Below are 25,342 nucleotides of genomic sequence, written 5' to 3'. Positions count from 1 at the left end.
ACTCCAACAGCGCAGAACCCAGGTGGTTGCCCAGGTGGAACCGGTACAGTACGGTAGGAGTGGTAAGTGAAACACCGCCATCCACCATGAGTTCATCGATCAGGACTATGCGGCCCTGGTCATCTTTTACATGTGCGCTTCTACGTTCGGTTTGTAATGTGCCGTTCACGGTTTTTCGGTATACTTCCCATAGACCAATATAGATACGTTCTTCCTTTATATTGCCGTTTTCTATTACTTTTCGTATCCGCTCGCCTGCATTATTGTGCAGATAGTAGGCCATGCCACCGCCACCGAGGTCTGCGCGTCGCAGCCGGTCGGCTTCGTCCCAGTCCATGGCTGCCAAATGGGGCATAGCGGTCATATTGCCGTGGGCATCATGCGTATACTGGTCCAGGGTGGGCTGGATACCATCGGAGGAGGTGCTGAGTAAATAGTTATTGGCAGCATAATGGTAATGCCTTGTCCAGCTGCCTCCTGTAGCGCTATGGATCATCTTTAAGATATTCCCAAGCTCATCGTATTCGTAACTTTGTGCGTATATTCTAAGCGCTGCAGCGTTGGTATCCGGCAATGGATTAATGGCCAGGTCACCCTGTAAGGGAGCGCTGTTATTACTGGCAAACTCGCGCCCTTCGGCTGACAGCAGCCTGTATAGGGCATCATAGCTGTATTTGCCTTTAGGGTTTACCTGTGCATTGTTAAAATATATAGTTTGCTGGGCGTTGTCTACCACTTCAGTAATGTTGCCCACCGGGTCGTAGGTATAGTTCAGTTCTTGTAAAACGTCACTGCCTGCATTACGGGTAGTACGTATTTGTTTCAGACGAAATGTTTTTTCGTCATACATGTAGTTGGTTTGGGTACCATTGGCATAATCGATTTCTTCGCGTTGCCCACGGGCATTGAAATTGATATTGCCTACAATGAGTGTATTAGCGCCATTTTCGGTAGATACCTTGTTGTAGATACGGAACAACCGTCCTTCGGTATTGTACGATGGAGTAAAATTCCCCCCGACAGGGGTGCGCCATTGTGTGATCCGTGCGAGTGCATCGCGGTAATAAAGCTGGGTAAATGTTTCGCTTTCCAGTAAAGTAGCTGCCGATGTTTTGACCGTGCCGGGATTGGTGATCCCATTCAAACTGCTCCAATCCGGTGTATCGGTGTATTGCAGGGCCAGTTGCCGCTCTTCACGCCATAGTTGCCCTTTGAAATCATACTTATCGAAACAGGTCATCCCGGAGGCATCAAACGTAAGGAACAACTGCCCGCGGTGATTATCCTTTATGGGGTCATTCAGCCCTTCTCCATAAACGTTTAGGGTAAACAGCTTTCCGGCATCTATAGAAGGCCCTCCGGGAGATCCGGGGATGGAAACCGGAATGGGCGAGTGCACCCAGCTATGGGTAGGACGCTGAAGTGCATCATATTGAAATATAAACAGCCGGTCACGGCTATCCCATGCACGCAAAGGGTTACCTACGGTATTCAAAAGGCTGTAACGCGTGCCATTATCGAGGTGTGTGGTTTTTAGTACCTGGTTGGACATATCATATGCGTAGGTAAAAGACGTTCTCCCTTTGGCGTCCATAATTTGAGTGGTGTTACCTTTAATATCCAGGGTATTAGTAAGAACATACTGTCCGTCCGGCCCATTGTCATCAATGGTAATAAACGGCCTGCCCAAAGCATCCATATGTACTACCTGGGGGGTGCCGGCATGTTTTGCGGCGAGCCAGGCAGCACGCTCTTCAGGGTCCGCAGGTTCTGCACCCGCCGGGTCGGGGCTGTTGCGAGCTACATACCACAGGCTTTCCAAAACGGTATCATTTTGGTCGTAATTTTTCTGCTGCCACGGATCAAATTCTACTTTGGTGAAAGTGTCATCCGGCAGGTCGGTACGTATGGCACGCCCTAACGGATCATAACGTATCACCGGGGTGACCCCATACTCTACCAGCTCAGCTTCCGATTCGTAAGCTTCCGTACTGCTGTAATAAGGTTCATATTGCTTTATCGGGTTGCCTTTATTATCCACTATTGTCCTTCCGGAGCTTATCCAGCGTGTGTTGGTAAACGACAGGATAAGCTCACCATTTACATCCCATACCAGGTTGCCTTGTGCGTCCCGCTCAAAAGCATCACCGTTTGCCGAGCGGATTTTAGTCATTATTACCTGTCCTGACCCGTCAGAGTAGGCATAGGTTTCCTCTACACTTTTCTGAATGGAATATTCCCGGAGTACCAGGGCATTCATCCTCCAGAAAGTATCTCCCACCAGCTGGTCTGTAATGCGTATGACGCCGTTGGCATCCGGCTGCATTTTTTCCACTTGTCCAAGCGTATTCGTATTATCAGCGGCATTATAGTTACTGATCACTTCAGTGGTAGCGCCTGTTATTGTAAAATTATGGGTGCGATTGGTATTGCCTCCTGCTATACGCCCGGCAAGGAAGTCGATATCATACCTTTTGTAGATATCCAATCCCCGAAACTCCATCCAGTTGCCGGCCCCGCTATTTCCGGCAAAATAAGTGCCCAGGATAGCATCAGAAAATACACCGGAATCATTGCCCGTAACAGCGCCGTTGGAACCTCCGGGTAGCCAGCCAGAGGCCGGTATGTGGAGTGTTTTAGCGCCATCTATTACAAAATCCGTGCTGTCCGTAAAGACGAAGCCCATGCCCTTAAGGTCTATCCATCCGGGTTCATTGGCGCCGTTAACGGAAAGGTTTAGTTGGTACGTATTGTCAAGCTGAAAATTTTGGGAAGAAGTTTCACTGGCATGCTTTACCCGGGCTTCTGTTTTAACATAGTTAGGTTGCTGCTCATTCGACCATCTGAAAAGATCATAATCGAAGGTAACCGTAGGGTCTATGATCGTATCTCCTGCACTTTCGCTGACTTTTCCCATGACGGCCATGGCCTTTACCATGCCGCGTACGTCAAAGCCGTATTCCTGCCGGTTGCCGTTAGGGTCGGTCAGCACGCGGGCTTGTAGTACCCGGTAATCATGCGTGGCCTGTGAAATATTTCCTATAGCATCCGTAACCTGGGCCACCATAAGGTCATAGGTGTCATAACCAATCAAACTGCGGTTGTCAAAAGGATCGTCCTGCGCGGTGGGAAGGTAAAACCTTAGAGGATCGAATACCACCTTTCCACTGGCAAGCCAGTAATTGCCATCACTCAACAGGTCGATATAGCCTCCTGTATTTAAAGTAGTTAAGTCTACACGACTTGAAGCTTCATTCAGCACACCGGTCAGCAGTCCATTTGTGACCGCAAGTTGATAAGCTTTATAGGGCAACCCATGGGAAGCCACCTGACCTTCCGAAAGCGGGGCGGTCAACCCTTCATTGTAGTATAGAATACGGCTATGGTCAATGAGTCTTTTTTGCAGGCTTCCGTCCGGTATGGTTTCAAAGGAAATTGATGCAGCGGTATTCAAGTCATTCAATAGCTGCTTTGGCGTTAGAGCAGGTGACCCCGGTGTCGGTGCCAGGATAGCCGTAATGGGATGAAACTGGTAATTCCGGCTTTCTGCCGGTACGCCTAATCGGTAAAAGTTGGGGTTGTCGTCTACATTGATCACCGTATTTTCAGTAAACGTGATCAGCGTCGTGTCCTGTTCGGTATAACCCTGGCTTGTGCGCCTGGCATAGCCTACCGTTGCCGATTTCAGCACATGGCCATAGACATCGGTGGTTAGCACCAGCTGATGAGTCACCCTGGGGTCGGCAGGATTACGTTCATACTGGTAGCTTAATGTTTCACCGGGAGTCACCAGGAAAGAAGCATAATCCCTGTCCCTTCTTTCAGCTTCAGCCCTGGGCTGTACCATTTTAAGCGTATAATTATTTTCAGTGACCACATAAGGGTGTTCTTGTTGCGGAGAACCGTCTTGTGAGTACACCTCCTGTCGTAAGGGAGATCCTTTTAATGCCCGCGCAGCTTCCCTCAGCGTAGCGGTTGAACCATTGTTCAATGTAGTCAGACTATTCAGAGTTCCTGGCAACAGGCCGGGAATATCACGTGCTATTGAAACGGCCTGTGCATCGCCTTGATAATATTCTTTTTCATATTGGCCAAGTATTGCTTTACCCGCTTCATAGTATCCGGTATGAAACCAGGTTTTGGTGTGTACGGGAGGAACATGCAGCACCTCTTCACCGGCATTGTATCCGGGAGGGAACAGCCCTTCATTGGTGAAGTCGGTAAATGTTTCCGTGTCCCATTGTTCTACCATGCCAAAACCACGAAACTCACGCTCATTCCCATCAAAATAACCGTGGTGATACGCATAACGTGTTACAAATCGATTTCGATTGACCTCATCCCATAACTCTACACGTTCTACTACCTGGACGGGAAAAGGTAATTTTGTGATCCAGGGAGTGTTATTCCTTTTATCGCGCAGATAGAATTTGGTGGAAGGGGCATATTTGAACCGGGTCAGACCACCCATGTTATTATTGACCTCTGTGATCAGATAGGGTTTGCCATGGCTCATAAGATCAACAAACTTAATGGCGGGTGGATGATCGGCTACTACGGGAGAAGACCATACCAGGCATTGAGTGCCACTGCCCAATAGGTCAATGAGTGCTATATTGGTCAGGTCATGAATAGGTATTCGTTGGTTAATGCATATCGCATCACCCAGCCGGTTACCCGAGGCATTAGGATAATAACGTATCTCTTCTTCTGCTACGTAAACAATATCCGTAGTACCTGATCCATCAATATCTCCCAGGCGTATGCGCCGCTGGTCAAACAGGTCATCATGATCGAAGAGCGGACTGTTATCCATACTCACCTTGTGCCCAAATCGGCCGTATCCAAGGTTTGGCCAATAAGCGACAGATGCATTTTTGAGTTGTACGATATCAATGAGCCCGTCACCACTCATGTCTGCCAGGTAAATGGTTTGGTCAGCATCTGCAAAAATAATATTGGGCCCATGCTCTTCATCAAAACTTTTTAAGGTCTCATAACTCTCCCCGTATCCTCTTTCAGCCAGAGAAGGATAACAGGTGAAACAATTTTCCCGGGTGATCATGATGTCGGCAAATCCGTCCCCATCAATGTCTATGAGACGCAGATTAGGGTCATTCCAGTCAATGTTTGGGTTTTGTTCGAAGGCCCTGAAATTTTTCCACTGTCCGTTTTCATCCTGGGCATAGTAGCCGTGTATTTGCGGACCATTGATTAAAAGGTCTAGTTTACCATTACCATCTACATCGGTGATTTGCTGTGGGCCATTTTGCAGGTTGGCTAAGGAAGGTTTGGTATTCAGTTGCCGGACAGAGGCCAGCCTTGCTTGTGGAGCATGGCTTTCGTTGACCGGTAGGTCGACGTAATAATTTTCATCTCCAAGGTTGTTTTTATAATACCATGCTGCCTTATCATCGATCAGCACTCCGGGCAGTCCCTCGCCTTCAAGGTCTGTCCACCGATATCGCTTACCATCCACCCCATAAGGCAGGTTTTCCGCATCACTTATGGGGTATTCGTGCAAGCTGGGATCAATGATGGCTTCGTTGTACTTAAAGGTTACCGGGGGATAGGCCTGGCCCGGCTTCCCTTGTTCATAATAGTGATGCTGTATAGATTGAACCTGTGTGGCGACCGGATTTTCATGGTAAGTAAGGTTCGTGGATTTGACCAGGTAAGGTGCTGCACCCAGGTCATTTTCAAAATGATGAAAACATAAGATCCGCCGGCATAACCGGTAAGTACGGACTTCGAACCCTGAACGATAGCTGGAGAAAGGGTCTTGCCTGACCGCCCATTGATTTACTTCACCGGGTGCAGGAGCCAGCAAATCGTGTTCTCCATAATCAAAGACGAGCTGAAACCGCCATTTGACATTACTAAAGAAATTTATGCTGGCCTCGTTAAAAGGAATATCAGGAGTATAACTGACTTGTTTGAGGTATTTCTGATTGTAGGCAAGGCCTTGTTTCAGCCTGTTTTTTTCATGCAGTGATGACATGTCCAGTCCGTCACTGTTTTCCTGCTTGTATTCGTAGTAGGTAATGTTGCCTTTTTCATCAAATGTATATTCCAGTAGCCATTGAAAGATTCTGGTCGGGTGAGCTGGATCGAATATCCTGGCACTGACAGTCTTGCCATAAACGGAGGTGATATTGTCTTTAGTAGTAACCTGCCAGTATGCGATGCCGGAAATATTGTCGGTGTACTTTTCAATTTTTGCAAACAACCCTTCTACCCTTGGCCTATATGACTTTATGGAGAATGTACCTTCTGCCCTTGTCACCTCAGTCCAATTTCCGTTCTCATTTTTAAGCTCAGGGACCAGATCTTCCGAACCTGCCAGGAGGAAAATATCACTTTCTATATCATCGTGGTACTTCGGAAGCCCTTTTTGTGTCTTCCTGTAGATACTGGGAAGCGCTATATTCCATCCCATGCCAAAGGCCCCGTTGCCATTGCCCGAATCATAACTCAATGCCAGTTGAGGAGTGAAACCGTTACGCCCCTGTGACAATGCGATAGGCACGGTCATCGACCCGGTGCCTGTTACAGGGTTAGCCTGAAATTTTTCTCCAATCCCGGAAATAGCACCCCCTCCTTTGGGAGTAGTAATCGAGGGAACCTCAACGGATAGCGTGGGGCGTTCTACATTGCTGCTATTAGCCTGCTCAGGTGCAGTTTCCTTAACGGCTGCTGTTGGATCAGAGCGATGTACTAAATCTTTGTTAGGATCATTTACCATGGTATTAAATTACCTTAAGATCTTGATAATCAACATTGTATATATGCGTATGGGCAACTATTTAATATGTTTATTTACATATAAAATTGATTACGTAAAATAAACAAAAATATTGTGTAGCACTGTGATTTAATACAAAAACAACTTAAATATTTTTTTTTATCAAATAAAACACAATAATATTTTGATATTTAAGTTTATGATATAGTTTTATTAATGCGTAGCATGACATTCTGTTTATGCCCATAATAGTATTAATCTAATATTAAATTATGAGTCTGAGAATTATCAAGAGAGATCCGTCCGGTGAAGAAAAAGAGGTCATCTTGCAAATAGATCCTACCCAGGAAGGCCAACCTTCCGAGCAAACGTTCAGTGTAACAGGTAAGGCGCTTGATTCAGCAGGAGTGGGTCAAAGTGGTGTTACTATGCGGGCCATCGACAGAGGGTTAAGTAGTGATATACTATTGGGTGAAGCGGTGACAAATGCCGAAGGCGTATACCTCATCTATTATACTACAAGTGTCATACCTGATGGTAAGCTGCGTGCAGACCTGGTCGTTCAGGCCATCCAGACCGGTAGTAATCCTGAAGTGGAACTGGCGGAGTCGCCTGTAATAGTGAGTGCACTTACCAAAGAAACCATTGACCTGACCATAGCCCCACCGGAAGAGTATGAAGGCCCCTCCGAATATACCGATCTAAAAGAAAAAATAGAGCCTTACCTGGTGGGAGTTAACCTGACCGAGGTCAAGCGCCAGGGAGTGGAAGTACTTGCTTCCAAAATTGATGTAGAACCTGTATTTGTAGCTGATTTTCTTCGGGCAAGACAACTTCACGGAGAGATTCCCGGTGTTTCGGAAGAGGTTCTTTTTGGACTGGTGCGCTACGATTTACCTTATAATGCTTCACAACTCATACAAACCTCTGATGCACTTAAGCGGGAAGCGTTAGAGGCAGTGACCGAATCTAACATTATTAGTCCGGCTATTGTCAATAATATTGACGCCATTCTGGCTGCTTTTGCACTGGAAGTAGTGAACGATGCGCTCCAGGATCCGGATGAGGCCGGTGGGGAAAGCGTTACTGCCCAGCTTTTAACTATTTCAGGCATTTCAGCGACTAAAAGATCAGCTTTTTACAGCGCCTATCTTGCAGATAGGGAGTTAGATAATTTTTGGCAGAAAATTGTTGATGATGCCGTACTGACGTTAGCAGAGCGTGACAATGTGCGTTTTGTTTTTCAAATAGGGGTAGTCACTCAAAACCACGTGCCGTTAGTGACGGCTCTGTTTAATGATCCTACCCTTACCACTATAGAAGACCTGAGTGGCTTGTCGGATGCGCAGTGGCTGGCGCTCATTAATCAGCCGGGGGTTGGCGTACCCAATGTTGAACCGGCGGACCTGACAGAAGATGATAAGCTGGGATATGTTGAAGCTATTACCGGTGCGTTAGAAACGGCTTTTCCCTCTAATGTACTTACGAGAGATATGGACAATGACCCGGATTATGCCACCCGGCCGGTATTGAAATTTGCTAAGGATAACCCGGTTTACGATTTTAGAGAAGATAGCCCCAGGAGGTACATCAGGGACAACCCTGACGCACTTAATGGACAAACAGATCCTAACGCAGCACGAGAGGACATTTACAGGATGCGGCGCCTCTGGCATTTAGGACTTGACAGATTGAAACAACCTCTTATAAAGCAGTTTGAAAATAATAATCTTCATTCAGCCAACCGAATAGCTTCCATAGGCCGCAGAAATTTCAGAAAAAAATTTGCTGCTGCGTTGGGAGGAGAAGAACGTGCCGATGCTATATACAAGGCTGCTTCCAAACGGTCAGGAGCAGCAGTTATGTTAAGAGTGGCATTCAGCCCGCAAATTAATGACGTACCTACAGCAGTATTCAGAGATTCACCAATTGCGGCAGAAGATGTGGCTACAGACCCCGAGTTGGAAGTACTCTTTGGTGACCAGGACTACTGCAATTGTACGCATTGCCGTTCTTCTTTTAGCCCGGCCGCTTATTTGATTGATCTGCTTGCCTTTCTTCGGGAGACAGAAACCACCGGGCCACAGACTGCCTGGCAGGTGGTTCAGGGACGGCGGCCTGAATTTGAAAATATTGAACTAAGCTGCGATAATACCAATACAGCGCTGCCTTACATTGACCTGGTGAATGAAGTGCTCGAAAATGAGGTGAGCCTTACCAAAAACTATCAGCGTCAAACTACGCGTGATGCCAAGGCCCTGCGTGCAGAACCGGAACACTTGAATAAAGATGCTTATGATGTTTTGGCTACGCAGAAATTTCCATGGAAACTGCCGTTCAATCTATGGAACGAAGAAGCACAGGTCTATATCAATCAGTTAGACATGGACAGGGGTGAGGTCCTGAAAAGATACCGTCGCCGATCTTATGAAGAAACTCCTATGGACATCGCAGAGGCCTGCGTTCGGTTGAATATCACTACGTTCATGTTAAATGACGTTTTGAAAGATACAGCATATACTGCCCACTACGATGGTAAAACAGCGACCTCACTGAATGATCTTAAAGACCCGATAAACAAAAATGGATTACTGGATGTAACACAGCTTTCTTTTGAGGACCTTACCGCATTACTTACTACAGCGTTCGTTAATCCGGGTGGCACGCTGTCCGTCACGTTCACCCCGGTGAACTCATGCAGCCTTGACGATGCGTCACTCAATTTCACCGGTAATGATTATGGACGTTTACATAAGTTCATAAGACTATCTTCCTTACTGGGCTGGTCATATAAAACACTTGATTTGGCCGTATCGGCATTAGGGTTTACCACCGTAAATGATAACCTGGTTATCGCCCTGGCCCAGCTGAAGCAATTAGCGGATCACTTCCGAAAACCGATGGAAGAAGTTATCTCGTGGTATGCTCCACTGTCACAAAAGGCATATGGAAACACCGCGTCGGAATTTGACAGAATATTCCTTAACCCGATTTATTTTACGGAAGACAACACAGCTACCCCTGGCAATACATTAAAAGAGCGTATTGAAAATGCGGACAGTGTAGCACTTGAGCTATTGAATGCCGGTGGGGACCTAACTCCTGAAATTGCGCCTATACTGGTCGGTGCCCTTCAGCTAAATGCCACGGACATTGTCAGAATCATTGATGCAGAATTGCCTGCAACAACTACCAACAAAGCCGGGCTTTCCCATTTGTACCGTGTGGCAAGCTTCACCCGCGCTTTACGCATTTCTGTGCAAGAATACATTGATTTACAAAAAAGTATGGGCACGGCCCCTATTGCCCGCGTATCGGGAAGCACACCGACGCAGGTATTGAGTGATACACTAAAGTGGATACAAGACCTGGGCACAGTGATTGAAATGGGCTTTTCCGTTCGTGAGTTGAATTACGTGCTTCGACATGAGTTTACCAGCGAATTTCCACAAAGTACGGATGACGGGGTCTCCGATTTATTGCTTGATATAAGAACCAGGCTTAGAGGAAAACTCAGTGAAAAAGGGATTTTACTGAATAGTAACTACAGCAATCTGCCCACGGCAGATTTTGAGACAGTTTCCGGCGAACTACTGGCCCTCTTCTTACTTTTCATGGAAGAGCGGGATGCCGTGAGGTCTGTAGAGATTGCAGAAGATACCGGCAGTACGATCACCGGCAGAGATGCTTTCCTTGACACCCACTGGGCACCCATCCTTGGCGACCTGGTGAGTGTTAAAACACAGTTGACGGCCTTGATAGATCCGGCCGGCCGGTATGAATATATTATGCGTTTGTTTTTTCCGCAAGTGGTGCGCCTGATGCTATTGGAAGACGAAGTGACCCAGGCACTGGCAGTGAGCCTTTCTTCCGAACAACAGTTGACACAGAACTTACTGAAGGATCAACTCAAGCAGCCTTCTGCTCCGGCTAACAATGCTTTGGACCTTTTCACAAGTTTCGATTTTGTAGCAGCTAATACGGACTATACCAACAATAGCCCCTGGACGGACCATTTTGTAGTATTGAAACAAGTTCAAAAACTGTTACTGGTCATTGAAAAATTAGCCATTCGAAACGATCAAATTGCATTTACGCTGGAAAATACTACGGATACCGATTGGTACCCTCTTAAAACTTTGCCTGTCGTTAATACCCCATCACTTACCGCTTCAGAGTTTACTTCCTTTGTGGGTTTGCTACGGGCGTATAAGCTGGAGAAAAAATATGCTGTCCCTGAAGCCTTTTCTATCATAGGGCTTTTGGAAGGTATCGTCAACGCTACCATCAGCACTACAGAAGCAGAAGCACAACTCGCTGAAAACCTGGATTGGGCATTGTCAGATATTACATTTCTCACGTCAGTAGCAGCCTTTGATTTGGCCAGTTTCCCGGCCCGTTATAAAAATGAAGGTTGGATACAGGATATCGATAGCTTACTGGAACTGGCGGGCCGATTGAAAGTGTCAGCGCAGCAATTAAGTACCTGGGCAGCCCATGACATAACGTTTGAACAGGCCCAGCAAATACGCCTGGCTGTGAAAGCTAATTATGAGATAGAAAACTGGTATAAAGTAGCGGCGGACTTAAGGGATACATTGCGAAGCAGGCAACGTGATGCACTGGTCGATTATATCCTTGCCAATAATGCAGAAGGATTTGAAACCATAGATGATATCTATGCCTATTACCTGATGGATGTAGAGATGGCCCCGTGTTCCATCACCTCCAGGATCAAACTGGCTATTTCATCGATACAGCTCTGGGTGCAGCGGATCCGAATGAACCTGGAGCCGGGAATAGCATTTTCCGATGAGGACCTGGAGGAATGGAAATGGCGGAAAAACTATCGTGTCTGGGAAGCCGCCAGAAAAGTATTCCTCTATCCTGAAAATTGGATAGAACCGGAATTACGGGATGATAAGTCCCAGTTTTTCAGGGAAATGGAGGAGGAATTACTGCAGGATGAAGTGACAGAAGAAACCGCAGAACGGGCCTACCTTAACTACTTGTATAAACTGGATGAAGTGGCTCATCTGGAAATCAGTGGTACGTTCGTGGAAGAAGACCGGAACATCCTGTACGTTTATGCGCGTACCAAAAATACGCCCCACCAATATTTTAGTCGTCAAATGATAGACGGCTTCCGTTGGACTTCCTGGGAGCGTATTGACCTGGACATTGAGGGAGACCACCTTATCCCGGTGGTTTTCAATAGAAGACCGATGCTCTTTTGGCCGGTATTTAATGAAAAGCCGGTACGTCTTGAGGATGACGATCTGGGAGAACTTAATGCATCGGGGGACGCATTGACACAAGATGTCAGTAGTAAAAACCCTGAAACGAATATCGAAATACAACTGGCATACAGTGAGTGGAAGAACAATCGCTGGCAACCTAAGAAAATATCAAAAAATGTATTGGCCGCTGATGAAGGAAAGGTAATTGAGAACTACTTCTTTCGGGCGGAAATAAGTGCCGAAGGCCTTTCTCTGGATGTGTTCTACCATGAAAGAGAGATCGATACGTACGAAGAAGTGGGGTCCTTTAAATTGAATAATTGTACAGCGGAAATAGAAGTGAGTGAAGAAGTAGATACCCCTGGCCCTTCCTCCTATACAGTGAATAATGCCTTCAGAAGTTATATGAAAATTCTGGAACAACTAGGTAATAATAAATTTGAAATCACCGAACGTATCCGGTTTTCAAGGCAAATGTTTAATGATTTTAAGTTCAGAACATACGACAAAACCATTTTAAAGGCCACACCGAGCCGATTTAGAATTACCTATCCTACTAGCGGTAATCATAATGATCTGCTTTCGGAAGTGCCCTTTTTCTATGAGGATAATGAACGGGTATTTTTTGTCAAACCAAGTGTCAAATTATACCTCATGCCCATTTTGATCGGAGGAAACCCTCTGTTTTTAGAATTTGGGAATTCAAGATCCCGCTCTGTACCACAGAAAACGACTTTTGAAATGAATGACAAAACCATAATCCGTGCTACCGGAAAGCCCACTCCACCATCAAATCAGGATTTAGGCCCGGTCAATAATAATGGAAGTCTGCTCCTGTCAGATAGAGACACCTTCCGATTTAGACGAGACGAACGTTAATGCTTTAATCAACAAATATGGCCAGATTACGTCAACAATTATATGCCCGTCACAAGAGCTTTGAGTCTACGGATTACCAATACCGCGTTAAGAAGGTAGTGTATAAAGGAATTGGCAGGCTTATCAGGGTGGCTGTTCCTGTTTATTCCAGAAGATACCCCAGGCGTGGCTATAGGCCACTGGTGAATTACCGGAAATACAAGTTCTATTCGTTTTACCATTCACATGTGTGTACCATGATCCGCCAGCTTAATCGCTATGGAATAGACGGATTGTTAGACCCTGCGCCTGACACAGAAAATGGTCCGGTACTATTGAGGCAGGCAGGATCAAATCAATTTTCATTTACTAATACGTACAAGCCGGTATCCAATATTGTAGATACCAATTACCCGGAAGAAGGGTTTGATTTTGACTTTGACTCTCCCTATGGCATTTATAACTGGGAACTTTTCTTTCACGGACCGTTGACCATAGCCGCGCGACTTTCGCAAAACCAGAAGTTTGAAGAGGCACAAAAGTGGTTTCATTATATTTTTAATCCCACCGAAACGGATGGCCTGGCCCCGGAACGCTACTGGAAAGTAAAGCCTTTTTTCAAGCACAACGAAGAAAACAACATTGCAACGGTACTGAACAAGATGAAAAGCGGCGACCAGGCTTTTAACCGCCAACTCAATCAGTGGATGAAAGATCCTTTTCAACCCCACGTCATTGCCCGGCTGCGTACTGTGGCATATATGAAAACGGTAGTGATGAAGTATGTTGATAATCTCATCCATTGGGGGGATCATCTATTCAGGCGGGATACCATTGAAACCATTAATGAAGCGACACAGCTGTATATACTTGCCGCCCAGATCTTAGGGCCTAAACCCGCCGGTATAGAAAAACCCAACATAACCCCCCGAACAGTAAAAGATGTTTTAGATAATGCGAATAGTTTTTCTAATGCCCATGTAAAAATTGAAGATGAAATAGGCCCTATTAATACCGGGGATGAAGAAGAGGCCAGTACTGAGCTGAATAGCTTAAACAGTATATTATATTTCTGTACCGCGCCAAATGACAAGTTACTGGGCTATTGGGACACAGTAGCAGACCGGCTTTTTAAAATAAGGAATTGTCAGAATATTGAAGGGATTACCCGCTCCCTGGCGCTTTTTGAACCTCCCATAGACCCGGCATTATTGGTACGTGCCAGCGCTGCCGGCCTGGATATTGGCCAGGTGCTTAACACCATCTCCGGCGCTTCCCTGCCCCATTATCGGTTCCGTGTGCTGATCCAAAAGGCGGTAGAGCTATGCAATGATGTAAAATCCCTGGGAGGAGCCCTGCTCTCTGCTCTGGAGAAAAGAGATGCGGAAGAGTTATCCCAATTACGCTCCGGGCAGGAAGTGACATTACTGAAAGCCGTACGACAGGTACGGCAGCGTGCTATTCAGGAAAGTGAAGAAAATATTGCTTCGCTGGAGAATGCCAAAGAGCTTACTGAGATCCGAAGAGAGTTCTATGGTAGTCGTGAATACATGAATGAGCAAGAAAAAGGGCAATTGAAGCATATGGCAAGGTCTGTGAGTTTTCAGAATGCGGCAAGTGCTATGGCGTTACTAGGAGCTGCTTTATCACTTATACCAAGAGTCAATCTCGGGATATCTGGAGCCTTTGGAAGTCCAGTGGCAACAATTGATGGAGTAGATGGAAAATCGTTGGGAGCATCATTAAATGCTGTTCATAGTAGCCTTAATTTTCTGGCACAAATAGAAAACCAGGCTGCCACCAAAGCCGGCATAAAAGGCGGCTACGACCGCCGTCGTGACGATTGGGAACTACAAACCTCACTGGCCGAAAAAGAACTCGAACAAATCGATAAGCAGATCACCGCTGCCCGGATCCGCCTGGCAGTGGCTGAGCGTGAACTCCAAAATCATGACCTTCAGACTGAGCAGGCAGAGGAGATAGCAGCTTACATGAAGGACAAGTATACGAACAAAGACCTGTACAACTGGATGGTAACACAAATCTCCGGGCTTTATTTTCAAAGTTACCAACTGGCCTATGAGGTGTCGCGCATGGCGGAGCAAGCCTTCCAGTTTGAACTGGCGCAGGAAGATACTTTTTTCGTTGAATTTGGGCATTGGGACAGCCTCAGGAAAGGATTGCTCTCCGGTGAAAAATTGCAGCGCGATATCCGGCGGATGGAAATAGCCTACCTGGAGCAAAACAAACGGGAATACGAACTTACACGTCACATCTCCTTGTCCATGCTCGCTCCTGATCAATTGATCAACCTAAGGGAAAATGGGGCTTGTGATATTAACATTCCCGAAGTACTTTTTGACCTGGACCATCCCGGTCAGTATCTACGGAGGATCAAGTCCGTTCGTTTGAGTATTCCGGCAGTAACCGGACCTTATACCAATGTTAATGCAAGGCTTACCTTACTCTCTAACCGCTATCGAAAAACAGCCAGAGCGGGCAGCAGTTACGCCTATACCGGAATAGACGACCAGAGATTCAGACATAACGTCACCGGTATCCAGTCCATTGCCACCAGCAGTGGCCAAAACGATGCCGGGCTCTTTGAATTAAATTTCCAGGACGAGCGTTACCTCCCCTTCGAAGGGGTCGGGGCGATCAGTTCCTGGCGACTGGAACTGTCAAGTGAATACCGCCAGTTTGATTATGATACGATCAGTGACGTAGTGATGCATATGAGCTATATGTCCAGAGAGGGGGGAGAATCTCTCAAAACTGCTGCCAATACTAACATCAATGCAGGGTTGAACAAGTTTGCTGACGAACTGGCCATGTCAGACACCGGACTTACCCGGTTGTTTAGTATGAAAACCAATTTCCCGAACCAGCTTCATCAGTTGTTGCAGCCGATTGCCGGTGAAGTGTATCAGGAGACCACAGTCCCTATCAAGCAAGAACATTTCCCACATTTTCTGAGCAATAAAACCTTAACTATTCTTGGTGACGTGACACTCTTAGTGAAGTTAAAGGATAGCAGTACTGTTATACCAACAGAGCTGAGTCCAACCGTTAAAACCGTGGCTTTTGGTAACCTGCTTCCTGCCGATGTTAATACTCCGTTGCCATACAAAACAGGCACCGTATTGGGCAATCTTATTGATAACTGGCCCATTCGAATGGACGCGACCAACCTGGAGACCAAATTCAATAGCGATGAAGTGGAGGATGTGTATTTGATCGTAAACTACACCGTAATTTAAGCTTATGCCTATGTATTCTTATCCCGTTGATTTTGAAGGTACATTTTGGACCATCATTGATGGTGATTATTATGTAAGTACCATTGGTAATGACGTTACCGGTGACGGTAGCCCCAAAAACCCTTTTCTTACGGTTGCCAAAGCATTTGACCTTGCCTTAGATGGTGAGAAGGTAGTGATCGGACCGGATGAATACCTTTCCCTGGAAGGGCTGACACAAGAACAGGGAGGCAGTCAGCTACCCTGCCGTCTGGCATCAACAACCAGCTTGAACCTGGGAGTGGGCGGTATGATGACCATTGATGGGATCATCACACAGGAAGGTGACCGGGTATTGGTGTACAACCAGGCCGCTTTGCAGGAGAATGGCATCTATATCGCAAAGACCGGGACATGGACCCGTGCTGATGACTTCGATGATCCTGCCAAAATGCTGGGAGGTTTGCTGGTGCCCGTTCTGGAAGGAACACAAAATGGGCAGTCCATCTTTCAGCATACTTCCGGTAACATAACACTTGGCAGTACACCCATTACATTTGCTAAAGCTGCTGTTTCTGATTGGGGTGATCTGGGCGGAGATATCAATAACCAGGCGGACCTTACTTCCAAAATCACAGCCGACATTGCCACATCTATTAACGCATTAAAAGCGGCCGTACCGGCAGCGGGTGATACGCTTGAGAAACTATACAACCTGATCCAGGGGACTTCTGCGGGATCTGCAACCATAGAGTCTATTGAATTTGCGCCGGATTTTGATAATGTCATTCGCAGAAAATACCGCACGCCGTTACAGTTTTCCAATGTACAACTCTACTCGGGCATTACTACCCTGACGTATTCCGCCGGTCTGGATGATGGTACTTTCAATTTTACGGATTATGCGACCGTGACTTTGTTAAACACGTATCTGGCAGGGCTTCCCGCCAATACCAATGTAGTGATAGATTTTATCTCCAATGCTTCCGAGGTGAGCTGGGTGGACCTGCAATTGGACCGATCATGATAGCGCTTAGAACCAGACGTACCCGGAAGGAGAGGATCAATCATGAAAATCTTCTTAAAATGTCAAGCGCTGCTTCGCAACAGGTGGAGGTAGTATCAAATTCGAGGTTTGACATTGATACGGTGAATCAATCGTTTACCATCTCCTGTATTCTTTCTAAACGAGATACGGCTCAAAACATAAGTGTTTTTTTCAGAAGAGGTGTTTTTAGATTAAGCTACGGCATCTCAAGTCAGGTAAACCAGGCAGTAGGCTTATCCTGGGGTAATGGAGGTCAGAATTCGCTGATTTGGAGACTACAAGGCTCTCATGTCATCGGCAATAATCCGGACGGTCTTGTTTTCATCGCCGTTCGTTTTGATCATGTCACAAGAAAAGCACAGGCGATGATCAATGGAGTATTTGCCAGAAATAATGACGACCCTTCGATGGATTATTTTGATGTAGATAATATCGCTATTTACTCAAAAAACCCATTTCCTTCTACACTCGGGTCCGGGGTGATCCAATTCAACTTTTCTCCCAATGTATATAGCGATTTTTTGTATTCAAATTTTATTTGGTCTACTAAAGCCGAAGACGATCAAACATTGATCTCCTGGGGGCAAAATGGAGGTGTACCTCCCCCAGTATCCCATGCCAATATAATACTTCATCTTTTTCCCGCTCAGCGCTATTATTTTAAAGCCGACGCAGCTTTCGTTGCGAAGCACTCCCGGTTTATGGTTAATGACCTGGTAGCGTGGGATGTAGTAGAGCAGTATAATTATGCAAGAAAAGCTGCCATAGCCAATTTCAGTAATTGGTCAAGTCCTTTAAATCCGGCATTCTCTATCAGTGGCAATCAACTATCTTACAATGGTTCATCTGCAGTTATGGCCAGCCATACTCATACCATAACCAACCCCTATGGCTTTGGAGTTTACAAAGTAAAATTTAATGTAACGTCCATTACAGGAAGCGGTGGCCATGTGTTTATAGGAGCAGGATCTACCCCAACCACGGCAAGGTATAATTTTACAAGTCCGGGGCTAAAAGAAATATATCTGAGTTATGGTTTAGGCTCTCCACAAATAGCTTTTGCGAATTCACCAGGTATTACGGCCACCTGGACGGTGGAAGACGTAGAAATTATACCCCTCAGTCCTTTGCATGCAAAATTGATTAATTTTTCAGAGGATGAGGTGGGGATAGGTGAAAACCCTTCGTCTGGCATTTTTAATGTTCGTACAAAAAGCAAAAGCCGTGAAGTGGGGATAAGTAATCTATTTAACACTTTGAAAAGGGTTGCTAATGGAAATCCAGATAATTTTGAGTTCCGCTCTTCAAATAATTTGGGGGACGCAAGTACCGGGGTGTTACGTTCCGGAAGTAGTTTTACCATGTCCTGCATTGCAAGTTTTCCCGATGCGGCCTTGAACTTTGGAGGAGGAGGTCAAATATTATCCGGCATCAATACTTCTACTGTTTTCTTTACTTTAAGAAATCCAGGTTTCTTCCGCGTGAGATTTGATGGGGGAGTAACAACGGCTAGAGATTTTCCAATTTCTGCATTTTCGGACGGAAGGAATAGAAACCGGTTATGGATCGTAATAGCAAGGTTTGATAATGCTACATTAGACATTGACTACTATTTCAAGTTTTTAGATTCTGATTCCGTAAAAAAGCTTATGATCACCAGTCCTACAAGCTGGTCCAGGCCCAATAACTCTACCTATGGACTGAGTTTTTATTCCTTGGTTGTGAATAGTTGGATCGTTTCAAGTGAAAAACAAAGTGACGCTATAGTAGATCAAATGTTAAACCTTGAGTTTGATAACGTCACTGCAAAAATTATTGATGCCTCTGTTAATAATAACCCAAGTCTTGTACTAAATGATAAAGGGACCAGTAATTTGGATTTTAGATTACAAACCATTGACCTTAACCCACCGCCATTAACGGAACAATTGCTCCTGGAAACAGGATCCGGGCTGCCGGAGATCAAAGAAGCATTGACCATAAATGGTGTCGGTCAGTACGTTGACCTTGGAAACACACTTCCGGCGCCTACCGATGGGTATAGTTTAACGTTTGGCTTCATTTTCGACAAAGACCTGTTCAATGCCAACGGGGAAATCGTAATCCGCAGGAGACTTTCTGCCAGCAGGGTATTTCAATTACTAGGCGATTCCGCCAGTAGAGCAGTCAGACTTGACATTGGAGGGTCTGAAGCTACCAGTTCAAATAATGTGCTTTTTGATCTGCCTCAAGGTTCTATTCACTTGCTGGATTATGATATCTACTTACTGTCAGATGGGTCTTCTGTAATTGATGTCTATTATTTTGGGAGGCTGGTTAATTCTATGGCACTGAGCGGCCCGGGAAGGGTAATAGACCAAAGTTTATACAATACGCCATTGTTAGTTGGATCTGGCGTGTCCACTTTTGAAACGGACATAAAGCCTTTTCTTTTTTCTTTCAGTGCGAAGAGAAAGGCACAAAGAGAAATGCTGAAGCTTGCCAATAACATGGCCTTCAGGAACTTGCCCCTCGATAAAGTACACCAGGTCCATTATTTGAATTTTAATCGAGATGCATTCACCGAAGATGGAACAAATGTTTTGATTAAAAATCATGGATCAGAGCCCGCTGGAAAAGTATTGGGATATGCAGGAGCAACTACTTCAGACCAATTAACTGACCTTCAAAGTAAGAGTGTATCGATCAACACATTCCGGTAATGAACTCATTCGAATCATCAGCAATCCACCCCTTGAATAACTAAATTTACAATGAGGCTAGTTTTATCTAAAATTAACTTTACAGATAGTCGGTCGTAATTAATAAAGTTTTATAAATGTTGAGTTTAACCAGTGTTTGGCTCAAAAAAAACCATCCACTATCCTCATAACCATTGTACAACCTAACAAGCCCTCGGTTGCCGAACGAGGATTAAAGAATGTCCGCGAACGAAAGAGGCAGCATTTTTAATGGGTGTTTTAGAAGCTTCGTGCTTATTTGGAAAGTACTTCCCTTGTTGTTTGAGGTCCGGTTTTTACGGCTTTCAGAAGATTGTTACCTTTAGTTGTAAGTGTTTACAAGCGCTTACCAACGGAATGGGTGTTATTTACTGGTTATAATTGAATCAAACCATAGCAAAAACAATGGGTGTCGAAACAATGGATATTAAATCTGAAAGGTTGTTCCCATTTCACTTTCAATTATTGGGCCTGGTGTTCTTGTTCATGGGAATGGTATTGATAGTGTTTTCTCCTTATTTCTCACCCATACCACTGCTCCTGGGAGGTTTGATGCTAACGGGATACAGAGGAATTAAATTTGATCGGGCGACCAGGGTTTCCAGAGACTATCACTCCTTCCTTTTTTTCAAATTTGGTAAATGGAAGAAATACGGCCAGGTTGAACAGATATTTATAAATTCCAGCAAGGTGAGCCAAAAAGTGTATACGATGGTGACCTCTGGGACAACAATAGAAAATCTGGACTACAATGCTTACATAATATTTGAGGATGGCGAGAAACTTTACCTCTTGTCAGATAAAAACAAGGATAAACTACGTAAAAAGCTAACCGGAATAGTAGATTTTTTTCAATCTGATATTAATGATTACACAGTGGTGAATTAAGATGAAAGAATATAACAAGCACTAAAAATGAATATGCAAACTGAGCATTTGAATAAATTATTGCTAAAACGAAACGGGTCCGGCAAGTTGGGAGCATACTCATTTTAGCTTAATGTTGGTATCCATTACGTCAAAATAAATGGTGAGTCATGAAAATAGGAATTTTAGGATCGGGGAATATGGGAGGGAAAATAGGTAAATTATGGGGCCTGGCCGGACATGAAGTAATGTTTAGTTCCAGGAATCCGCAAAAGCTGACTACATTGACTGAAGGACTTAAAAGTGGTCATGTTGGAACAGTGACTGAGACCATAGAATTTGCTGAGATAATTCTTTTGGCCATAAACTATTGGACCATTAAGGAAGTAACAGAACAATTAGGAGCTTCGGCTAAAACTATCATTGATCTTACCAATCCGTACAAATGGTCAGAAAAAAGTGGCCTGGAGCGTGTGATTGCGGAGGACATATCGGGAGCGGAAACATTACAAAATGAATTAAAGACATCCATTATAATAAAAGCCTTTTCCTCTCATCAGGCCAACGCTCTGGAAAAACACCACTCAAACCCGAAATTAAGCGTACTCTATACTTGTAATAGCGAAAACGGAAAACAGGTGGCTGAAACTTTGATAGAAGATGCGGGGTTTGTGCCTGTTTACTATGGAGGATTAGATAAAAGTAAGGATATCGAACTATTTGGAAAATTCTCTAATAAACTCATGACCCTGGAAGAAGCAAAGATTGAGATCACGAAATAAAACAGCCAACAACAGCCACTGGCGTTGTTGGCTGTTTTGCCCTACTCAGAGTCTCTAGTAGAGGACTCTGAGACTGAAAATTAGAAAATGAAAAATACGATAGAAACCTATATCGTTGATGCTTTCACAACCGAACTTTTTAAAGGAAATCCTGCCGGTGTTTGTATAGTGGAAAGTGCAATAAATGAGGATAAAATGCAGTTAATTGCAAAAGAATTAGGGCTTTCCGAAACAGCATTCATTCAAGAAGACCGAGACTTAAGTGAATACTCCATCAGGTTCTTTTCGCCAAAAACGGAGATCCCACTTTGCGGGCATGCAACGCTGGCCTCTTCGAAAATTGTATTTGAAAAACACCCTGCACTAAATGAAATCCGGTTTACAAATATTCAGGGACTAGCGCTGGAAATCAGAAGGCAGGAGGCTTTAATAGAAATGGTGTTCCCCGTTTATGACACCGAACCTCAAAGCACACCGGAAGCATTATCAGATGCCTTGGGGATTGATAAAATAATCAATAGTGAGTACAATCATGAAATGAAAATACTGCTGATTGAAATAGGAGACGCTATCTTACTAAGTCAATTGTCTCCTGATTTTGAACAGTTAAAAAAATCTCATCATTCCATTAATGGCGTATTGGTTACGGCAACTTCTCAAAGAGATGATTTTGACTTTGAATCAAGGCATTTTTGGCCCTGGAGCGGAACGAATGAAGACCCCGTAACAGGGGCAACGCATACTTTTTTAACGAAATATTGGAGCTCACGATTGAATAAGAAAAAAATGAGGTCTTTCCAATGTTCTGAGAGAACGGGGTTTATGGAGGTAGAGTTAATTAGTAACGACAAAATGACCATTAGAAGTACAGCTCAAATAATATTCAGAGGAGAATTGAAATATAAATAGGTGGCAACCACCACGCTTTGATGATGTACGTTAAGGTCACAGTTCATCAAGGCCCGTGTTGAAGGCTTACTCCAGCCGGCCTGCTTTGGTAAAGAAGATCAAAGGGTAATTCAGCGACGAGACAGCCGGTATTTCTAATGTTGATTTTAGAACCCCCCTCCACTTCCCGGGTGAAACCGAACATTTAGCATTTGTAAAGCGCATATTTTTTGACGAACTTGTTTTGATCAGGACTTTAAGAGTACTATTAAGCTTTATCTCATTAAAATCAACAATTATGTATAAACATTTTGCTATACTAATCTTACTGCCTTTGAAGCCCTGACACCAGGCCGGAGGAGAGGATATGTTCTTCATTTTTTGCAACCCAAACAGTCTAAGACCAGAATAGCCAGAATTGAAAAATGCACGTCAATGATCATGAATGGTATTGGCCTCAACGATAAGTATAAATCGCTGAAAAAGTAAAATGAAAGCAAGAGCGTTCATAGAAAAACTATCATCTTTCAGTTCAGATAAGCGCCTGAATGTGGTTGAAAAGTTCTTCAAAGGAAATGACGGTGTAACGAAGCCTCTTGGAGTCAAGTTCGGTGATGTTTTCAATACCGCCAAAGAATTTATCGATATGTCACTTGAAGAGATCAACGTATTATTAGATAGTGAGTATTATGAGATCAGAATGGGGGCAGTAAGTATTATGGACTTCCAGGCCAGGAGAAAACGTACTTCCGAAGAACGTAAGAAACAACTGTTTGGCCTTTACTTATCAAGACATGACCGGTTAAATAACTGGGATTTTGTGGACCGGGGATCCTATAATATTATTGGTGAATATCTCATAGACAAACCAAGGGATGTTTTGTTCGAACTGGCTAAATCCTCTGATCCCTGGGAACGAAGAACTGCTATTGTCAGTACCTATGCTTTTATAAAAAAAGGTGATTTGGATGACACATTTAAAATTGCGGCATTACTTATTCATGATGAACATGAATTGATCAATAAAGCTGTGGGAAGCTGGATACGCGAGGCAGGAAAGAAAAATGAAAAAATGCTCAAAGCGTTTCTGGATGAACATGCTCATTCAATGCCAAGAGTAACTTTAAGATATGCCGTTGAGAAACTCGATAAACAGGCAAAAGAACATTATATGAATCTGAAGAATGGATAAAAACTACCACCGACAATATATAAATGGCATTGAAGCCCCAGCCAAATGACGTACATAGGGTTGTTGCCAGTAATTTAAGAAAACCTAAATATGGAAAAGCATTTCGAACTTTCTGACACTGAATTTGAACAGGATTTCATTCAATGTAAATTAAATCCTTCCGATTTTTCGCACGAAGCTCATCTGAGACTGGCGTGGATCAATATTGACAAATATGGAATTGAACAAGCGGAAAAAAACATCCAAAATCAATTGCAAAAATTTGTGGAATTTGTTGAGTCGAAAGACAAATACAATATGACTTTGACTTTGGCAGCTACAAAAGCGGTTTATCATTTTATGCTCAAATCAAATACTGACAATTTTAAGGACTTCATAACTGAATTTCTCTCAGTCGCTCGGGTTTCTCTCAGTCGCTCGGGTTTCCGAGTGACGACTATCAATTAGGCCTCCGGCCGGTTTTAGTAATTAAGACTTCAAATGTCATCTTTCACCCCCTGAAGCGCATTTAACAAAGCATAATGCGTTCCATCTTCCTTATAAGGCCGAACATTTAGCATTTCTAATAGCGGATTTTAGAAACTCCGTACTTATCTAGAAAATATCCCCCTTATAGCTTGTGGTCGGGTTTTTAATCGCTTTTGCAGGATGGTTACCCACCTGATCGTAGTATGAGCAAAGCGGAGCTACGACCTTACCATAGCCAAGAGCGTCTCGCTCGATCTCTCTCAGTAGGCCAACCTTACTCAAAAGGGGTTTGTTGCTTCCACAAAATGAAAAACGTTAACCTCATGCTATGAGTTTGTCTTCTCAGTATAACATTGGGTTTGTCCTTTAGCGAGACAACAGTCCCGTTACGAGCCGGAAGCTCACCGATTATAGGTCTTAGGACCAGCTACGCTTAACCAAAGACCAGGGAGAGTATTCACAAGGTGTTTTATCCAGTCTTTCGTAGGGTATGTGAAGGGACAGATTCCTGAAGAAACAAAAAAGCCCGGCCGATAATACGACCAGACTTTTACCCCCTTCTCCACAAAACCAACTTTGTCTTTATCGGATCACTACCCGCTTCGTCTTTTGAACGTTTCCTACACTAATCTGTGCCATATATATACCTGCCTCCACTTTACCGTCAAGTGCCAGTGTAGAGGTGTAACCTTTAGCTATAGTTTCATATACCACAGTACCTTCCAGATTGGTGATGTTGATCACTATTTCTTCATTACTGTCCGTGCTATTGATTTCCCAGGTTAATGTAATGGTATTTTCATTGGCCTCAGCCTGAAAGTGCTCTACTGAAGTGGGTTGGGTTAAGCTGTTTACATTCGCTTTAACAGAAGTTAAACTTACTATCATCAGGGCGGTCACTATTAGTATATTTTTCATCTTACTCTCTGTTTCGTTTCTTTCAAATCAACAATACAAAGTTAGGGTACCGATGATTCCTGTATAAGAGCTAAAAAGCGTAATTTTCACTACGCTGTTTTGCTTAGGCTGTGCTACTGTAGATTACCGGAAAGGCCGTATTTCGGTATTAAACGAGGCTTTTTTTATTGAACTGGTCGTCGGTTAAGCGCAGCGTTCCTACGACCTACAACCTGGATAGAGCGTCCGCTCGGGCTTCATTTACGGCATTATTTTCTATCTGTGGACTAAGGTGAATATTCCGGATATCTCCTTCCGGAGCGTATTTAGCAAAGCGTAATGCGTTCCCATTTTCTTTTAAGATCGAACATTTAGCATTTGTAATGCGCATATTCTTG

General features: G+C 44.3%; 12 protein-coding genes and 1 pseudogene. 10 read left to right on the top strand and 3 right to left on the bottom strand.

The features are described 5' to 3' along the window. On the bottom strand, positions 1 to 6,745 hold a 6,745-nt coding region (locus FNH22_RS30600), incomplete at its 3' end, for a SpvB/TcaC N-terminal domain-containing protein (protein WP_221420385.1). A 272-nt stretch (positions 6,746 to 7,017) separates the two neighbouring features. Between FNH22_RS30600 and FNH22_RS30595 the strand changes: the two genes are divergently transcribed. The 10 genes and pseudogenes from FNH22_RS30595 (at position 7,018) to FNH22_RS30550 (ending at position 24,026) form a co-directional block, all read left to right on the top strand. Then, entirely contained in the window at positions 7,018 to 12,864 is a 5,847-nt protein-coding gene (locus tag FNH22_RS30595; RefSeq protein ID WP_143402350.1) for a neuraminidase-like domain-containing protein, read from the top strand. Positions 12,865 to 12,881: 17 nt separating this feature from the next. After that, entirely contained in the window at positions 12,882 to 16,103 is a 3,222-nt protein-coding gene (locus FNH22_RS30590; RefSeq protein WP_143402349.1) for a hypothetical protein, read from the top strand. A 10-nt stretch (positions 16,104 to 16,113) separates the two neighbouring features. Next, a complete protein-coding gene (locus FNH22_RS30585; RefSeq protein ID WP_143402348.1) occupies positions 16,114 to 17,109 on the top strand; it encodes a hypothetical protein in 996 nt (331 codons plus the stop codon). Continuing rightward, a complete protein-coding gene (locus tag FNH22_RS30580) occupies positions 17,106 to 19,832 on the top strand; it encodes a hypothetical protein (RefSeq protein WP_143402347.1) in 2,727 nt (908 codons plus the stop codon). Before FNH22_RS30585 ends, FNH22_RS30580 begins: the two co-directional genes overlap by 4 nt. Positions 19,833 to 20,255: 423 nt before the next feature. Continuing rightward, on the top strand, positions 20,256 to 20,738 hold the full coding sequence (locus FNH22_RS30575; RefSeq protein ID WP_143402346.1) for a hypothetical protein: 483 nt from the start codon (positions 20,256 to 20,258) through the stop codon (positions 20,736 to 20,738). A gap of 149 nt (positions 20,739 to 20,887) precedes the next feature. After that, the gene (locus FNH22_RS30570) at positions 20,888 to 21,499 is read left to right on the top strand and encodes an NADPH-dependent F420 reductase (protein WP_143402345.1); all 612 of its coding nucleotides are present in this window, start codon (positions 20,888 to 20,890) and stop codon (positions 21,497 to 21,499) included. Between the two features lie 87 nt (positions 21,500 to 21,586). Beyond that, on the top strand, positions 21,587 to 22,408 hold the full coding sequence (locus FNH22_RS30565) for a PhzF family phenazine biosynthesis protein (protein WP_143402344.1): 822 nt from the start codon (positions 21,587 to 21,589) through the stop codon (positions 22,406 to 22,408). Between the two features lie 318 nt (positions 22,409 to 22,726). Then, positions 22,727 to 22,876: pseudogene (locus FNH22_RS30560) on the top strand (YdeI/OmpD-associated family protein); the annotation flags it as partial. Position 22,877: 1 nt separating this feature from the next. After that, on the top strand, positions 22,878 to 23,579 hold the full coding sequence (locus tag FNH22_RS30555; protein WP_143402343.1) for a DNA alkylation repair protein: 702 nt from the start codon (positions 22,878 to 22,880) through the stop codon (positions 23,577 to 23,579). A gap of 90 nt (positions 23,580 to 23,669) precedes the next feature. Next, positions 23,670 to 24,026, top strand: coding sequence for a hypothetical protein (locus tag FNH22_RS30550; protein WP_143402342.1), 357 nt, complete (start codon positions 23,670 to 23,672; stop codon positions 24,024 to 24,026). A 147-nt stretch (positions 24,027 to 24,173) separates the two neighbouring features. On the opposite strand, the gene FNH22_RS32250 is transcribed toward FNH22_RS30550, so the two are convergent. Together FNH22_RS32250 and FNH22_RS30545 are read right to left on the bottom strand one after the other, a co-directional pair. Further along, positions 24,174 to 24,329, bottom strand: a complete 156-nt coding sequence (locus FNH22_RS32250; RefSeq protein ID WP_185154510.1) for a hypothetical protein — start codon at positions 24,327 to 24,329, stop codon at positions 24,174 to 24,176. A 300-nt stretch (positions 24,330 to 24,629) separates the two neighbouring features. Continuing rightward, entirely contained in the window at positions 24,630 to 24,965 is a 336-nt protein-coding gene (locus FNH22_RS30545) for a T9SS type A sorting domain-containing protein (RefSeq protein ID WP_143402341.1), read from the bottom strand. Positions 24,966 to 25,342: the final 377 nt, after the last annotated feature.

This window comes from Fulvivirga sp. M361 (assembly GCF_007097395.1).
GTDB lineage: Bacteria > Bacteroidota > Bacteroidia > Cytophagales > Cyclobacteriaceae > Fulvivirga.
Note: the sequence above shows the minus strand (reverse complement) of the source record. Positions and strands in the feature narration are given on the sequence as shown.

What these genes read in the sequence shown, in the direction of transcription:
- FNH22_RS30595 (WP_143402350.1), top strand. Translation starts at nt 7,018, where the DNA reads ATGAGTCTGAGAATTATCAAGAGAGATCCGTCCGGTGAAGAAAAAGAG.
- FNH22_RS30590 (WP_143402349.1), top strand. Translation starts at nt 12,882, where the DNA reads ATGGCCAGATTACGTCAACAATTATATGCCCGTCACAAGAGCTTTGAG.
- FNH22_RS30585 (WP_143402348.1), top strand. Translation starts at nt 16,114, where the DNA reads ATGTATTCTTATCCCGTTGATTTTGAAGGTACATTTTGGACCATCATT.
- FNH22_RS30580 (WP_143402347.1), top strand. Translation starts at nt 17,106, where the DNA reads ATGATAGCGCTTAGAACCAGACGTACCCGGAAGGAGAGGATCAATCAT.
- FNH22_RS30575 (WP_143402346.1), top strand. Translation starts at nt 20,256, where the DNA reads ATGGGTGTCGAAACAATGGATATTAAATCTGAAAGGTTGTTCCCATTT.
- FNH22_RS30570 (WP_143402345.1), top strand. Translation starts at nt 20,888, where the DNA reads ATGAAAATAGGAATTTTAGGATCGGGGAATATGGGAGGGAAAATAGGT.
- FNH22_RS30565 (WP_143402344.1), top strand. Translation starts at nt 21,587, where the DNA reads ATGAAAAATACGATAGAAACCTATATCGTTGATGCTTTCACAACCGAA.
- FNH22_RS30555 (WP_143402343.1), top strand. Translation starts at nt 22,878, where the DNA reads ATGAAAGCAAGAGCGTTCATAGAAAAACTATCATCTTTCAGTTCAGAT.
- FNH22_RS30550 (WP_143402342.1), top strand. Translation starts at nt 23,670, where the DNA reads ATGGAAAAGCATTTCGAACTTTCTGACACTGAATTTGAACAGGATTTC.
- FNH22_RS30545 (WP_143402341.1), bottom strand. Translation starts at nt 24,965, where the DNA reads ATGAAAAATATACTAATAGTGACCGCCCTGATGATAGTAAGTTTAACT.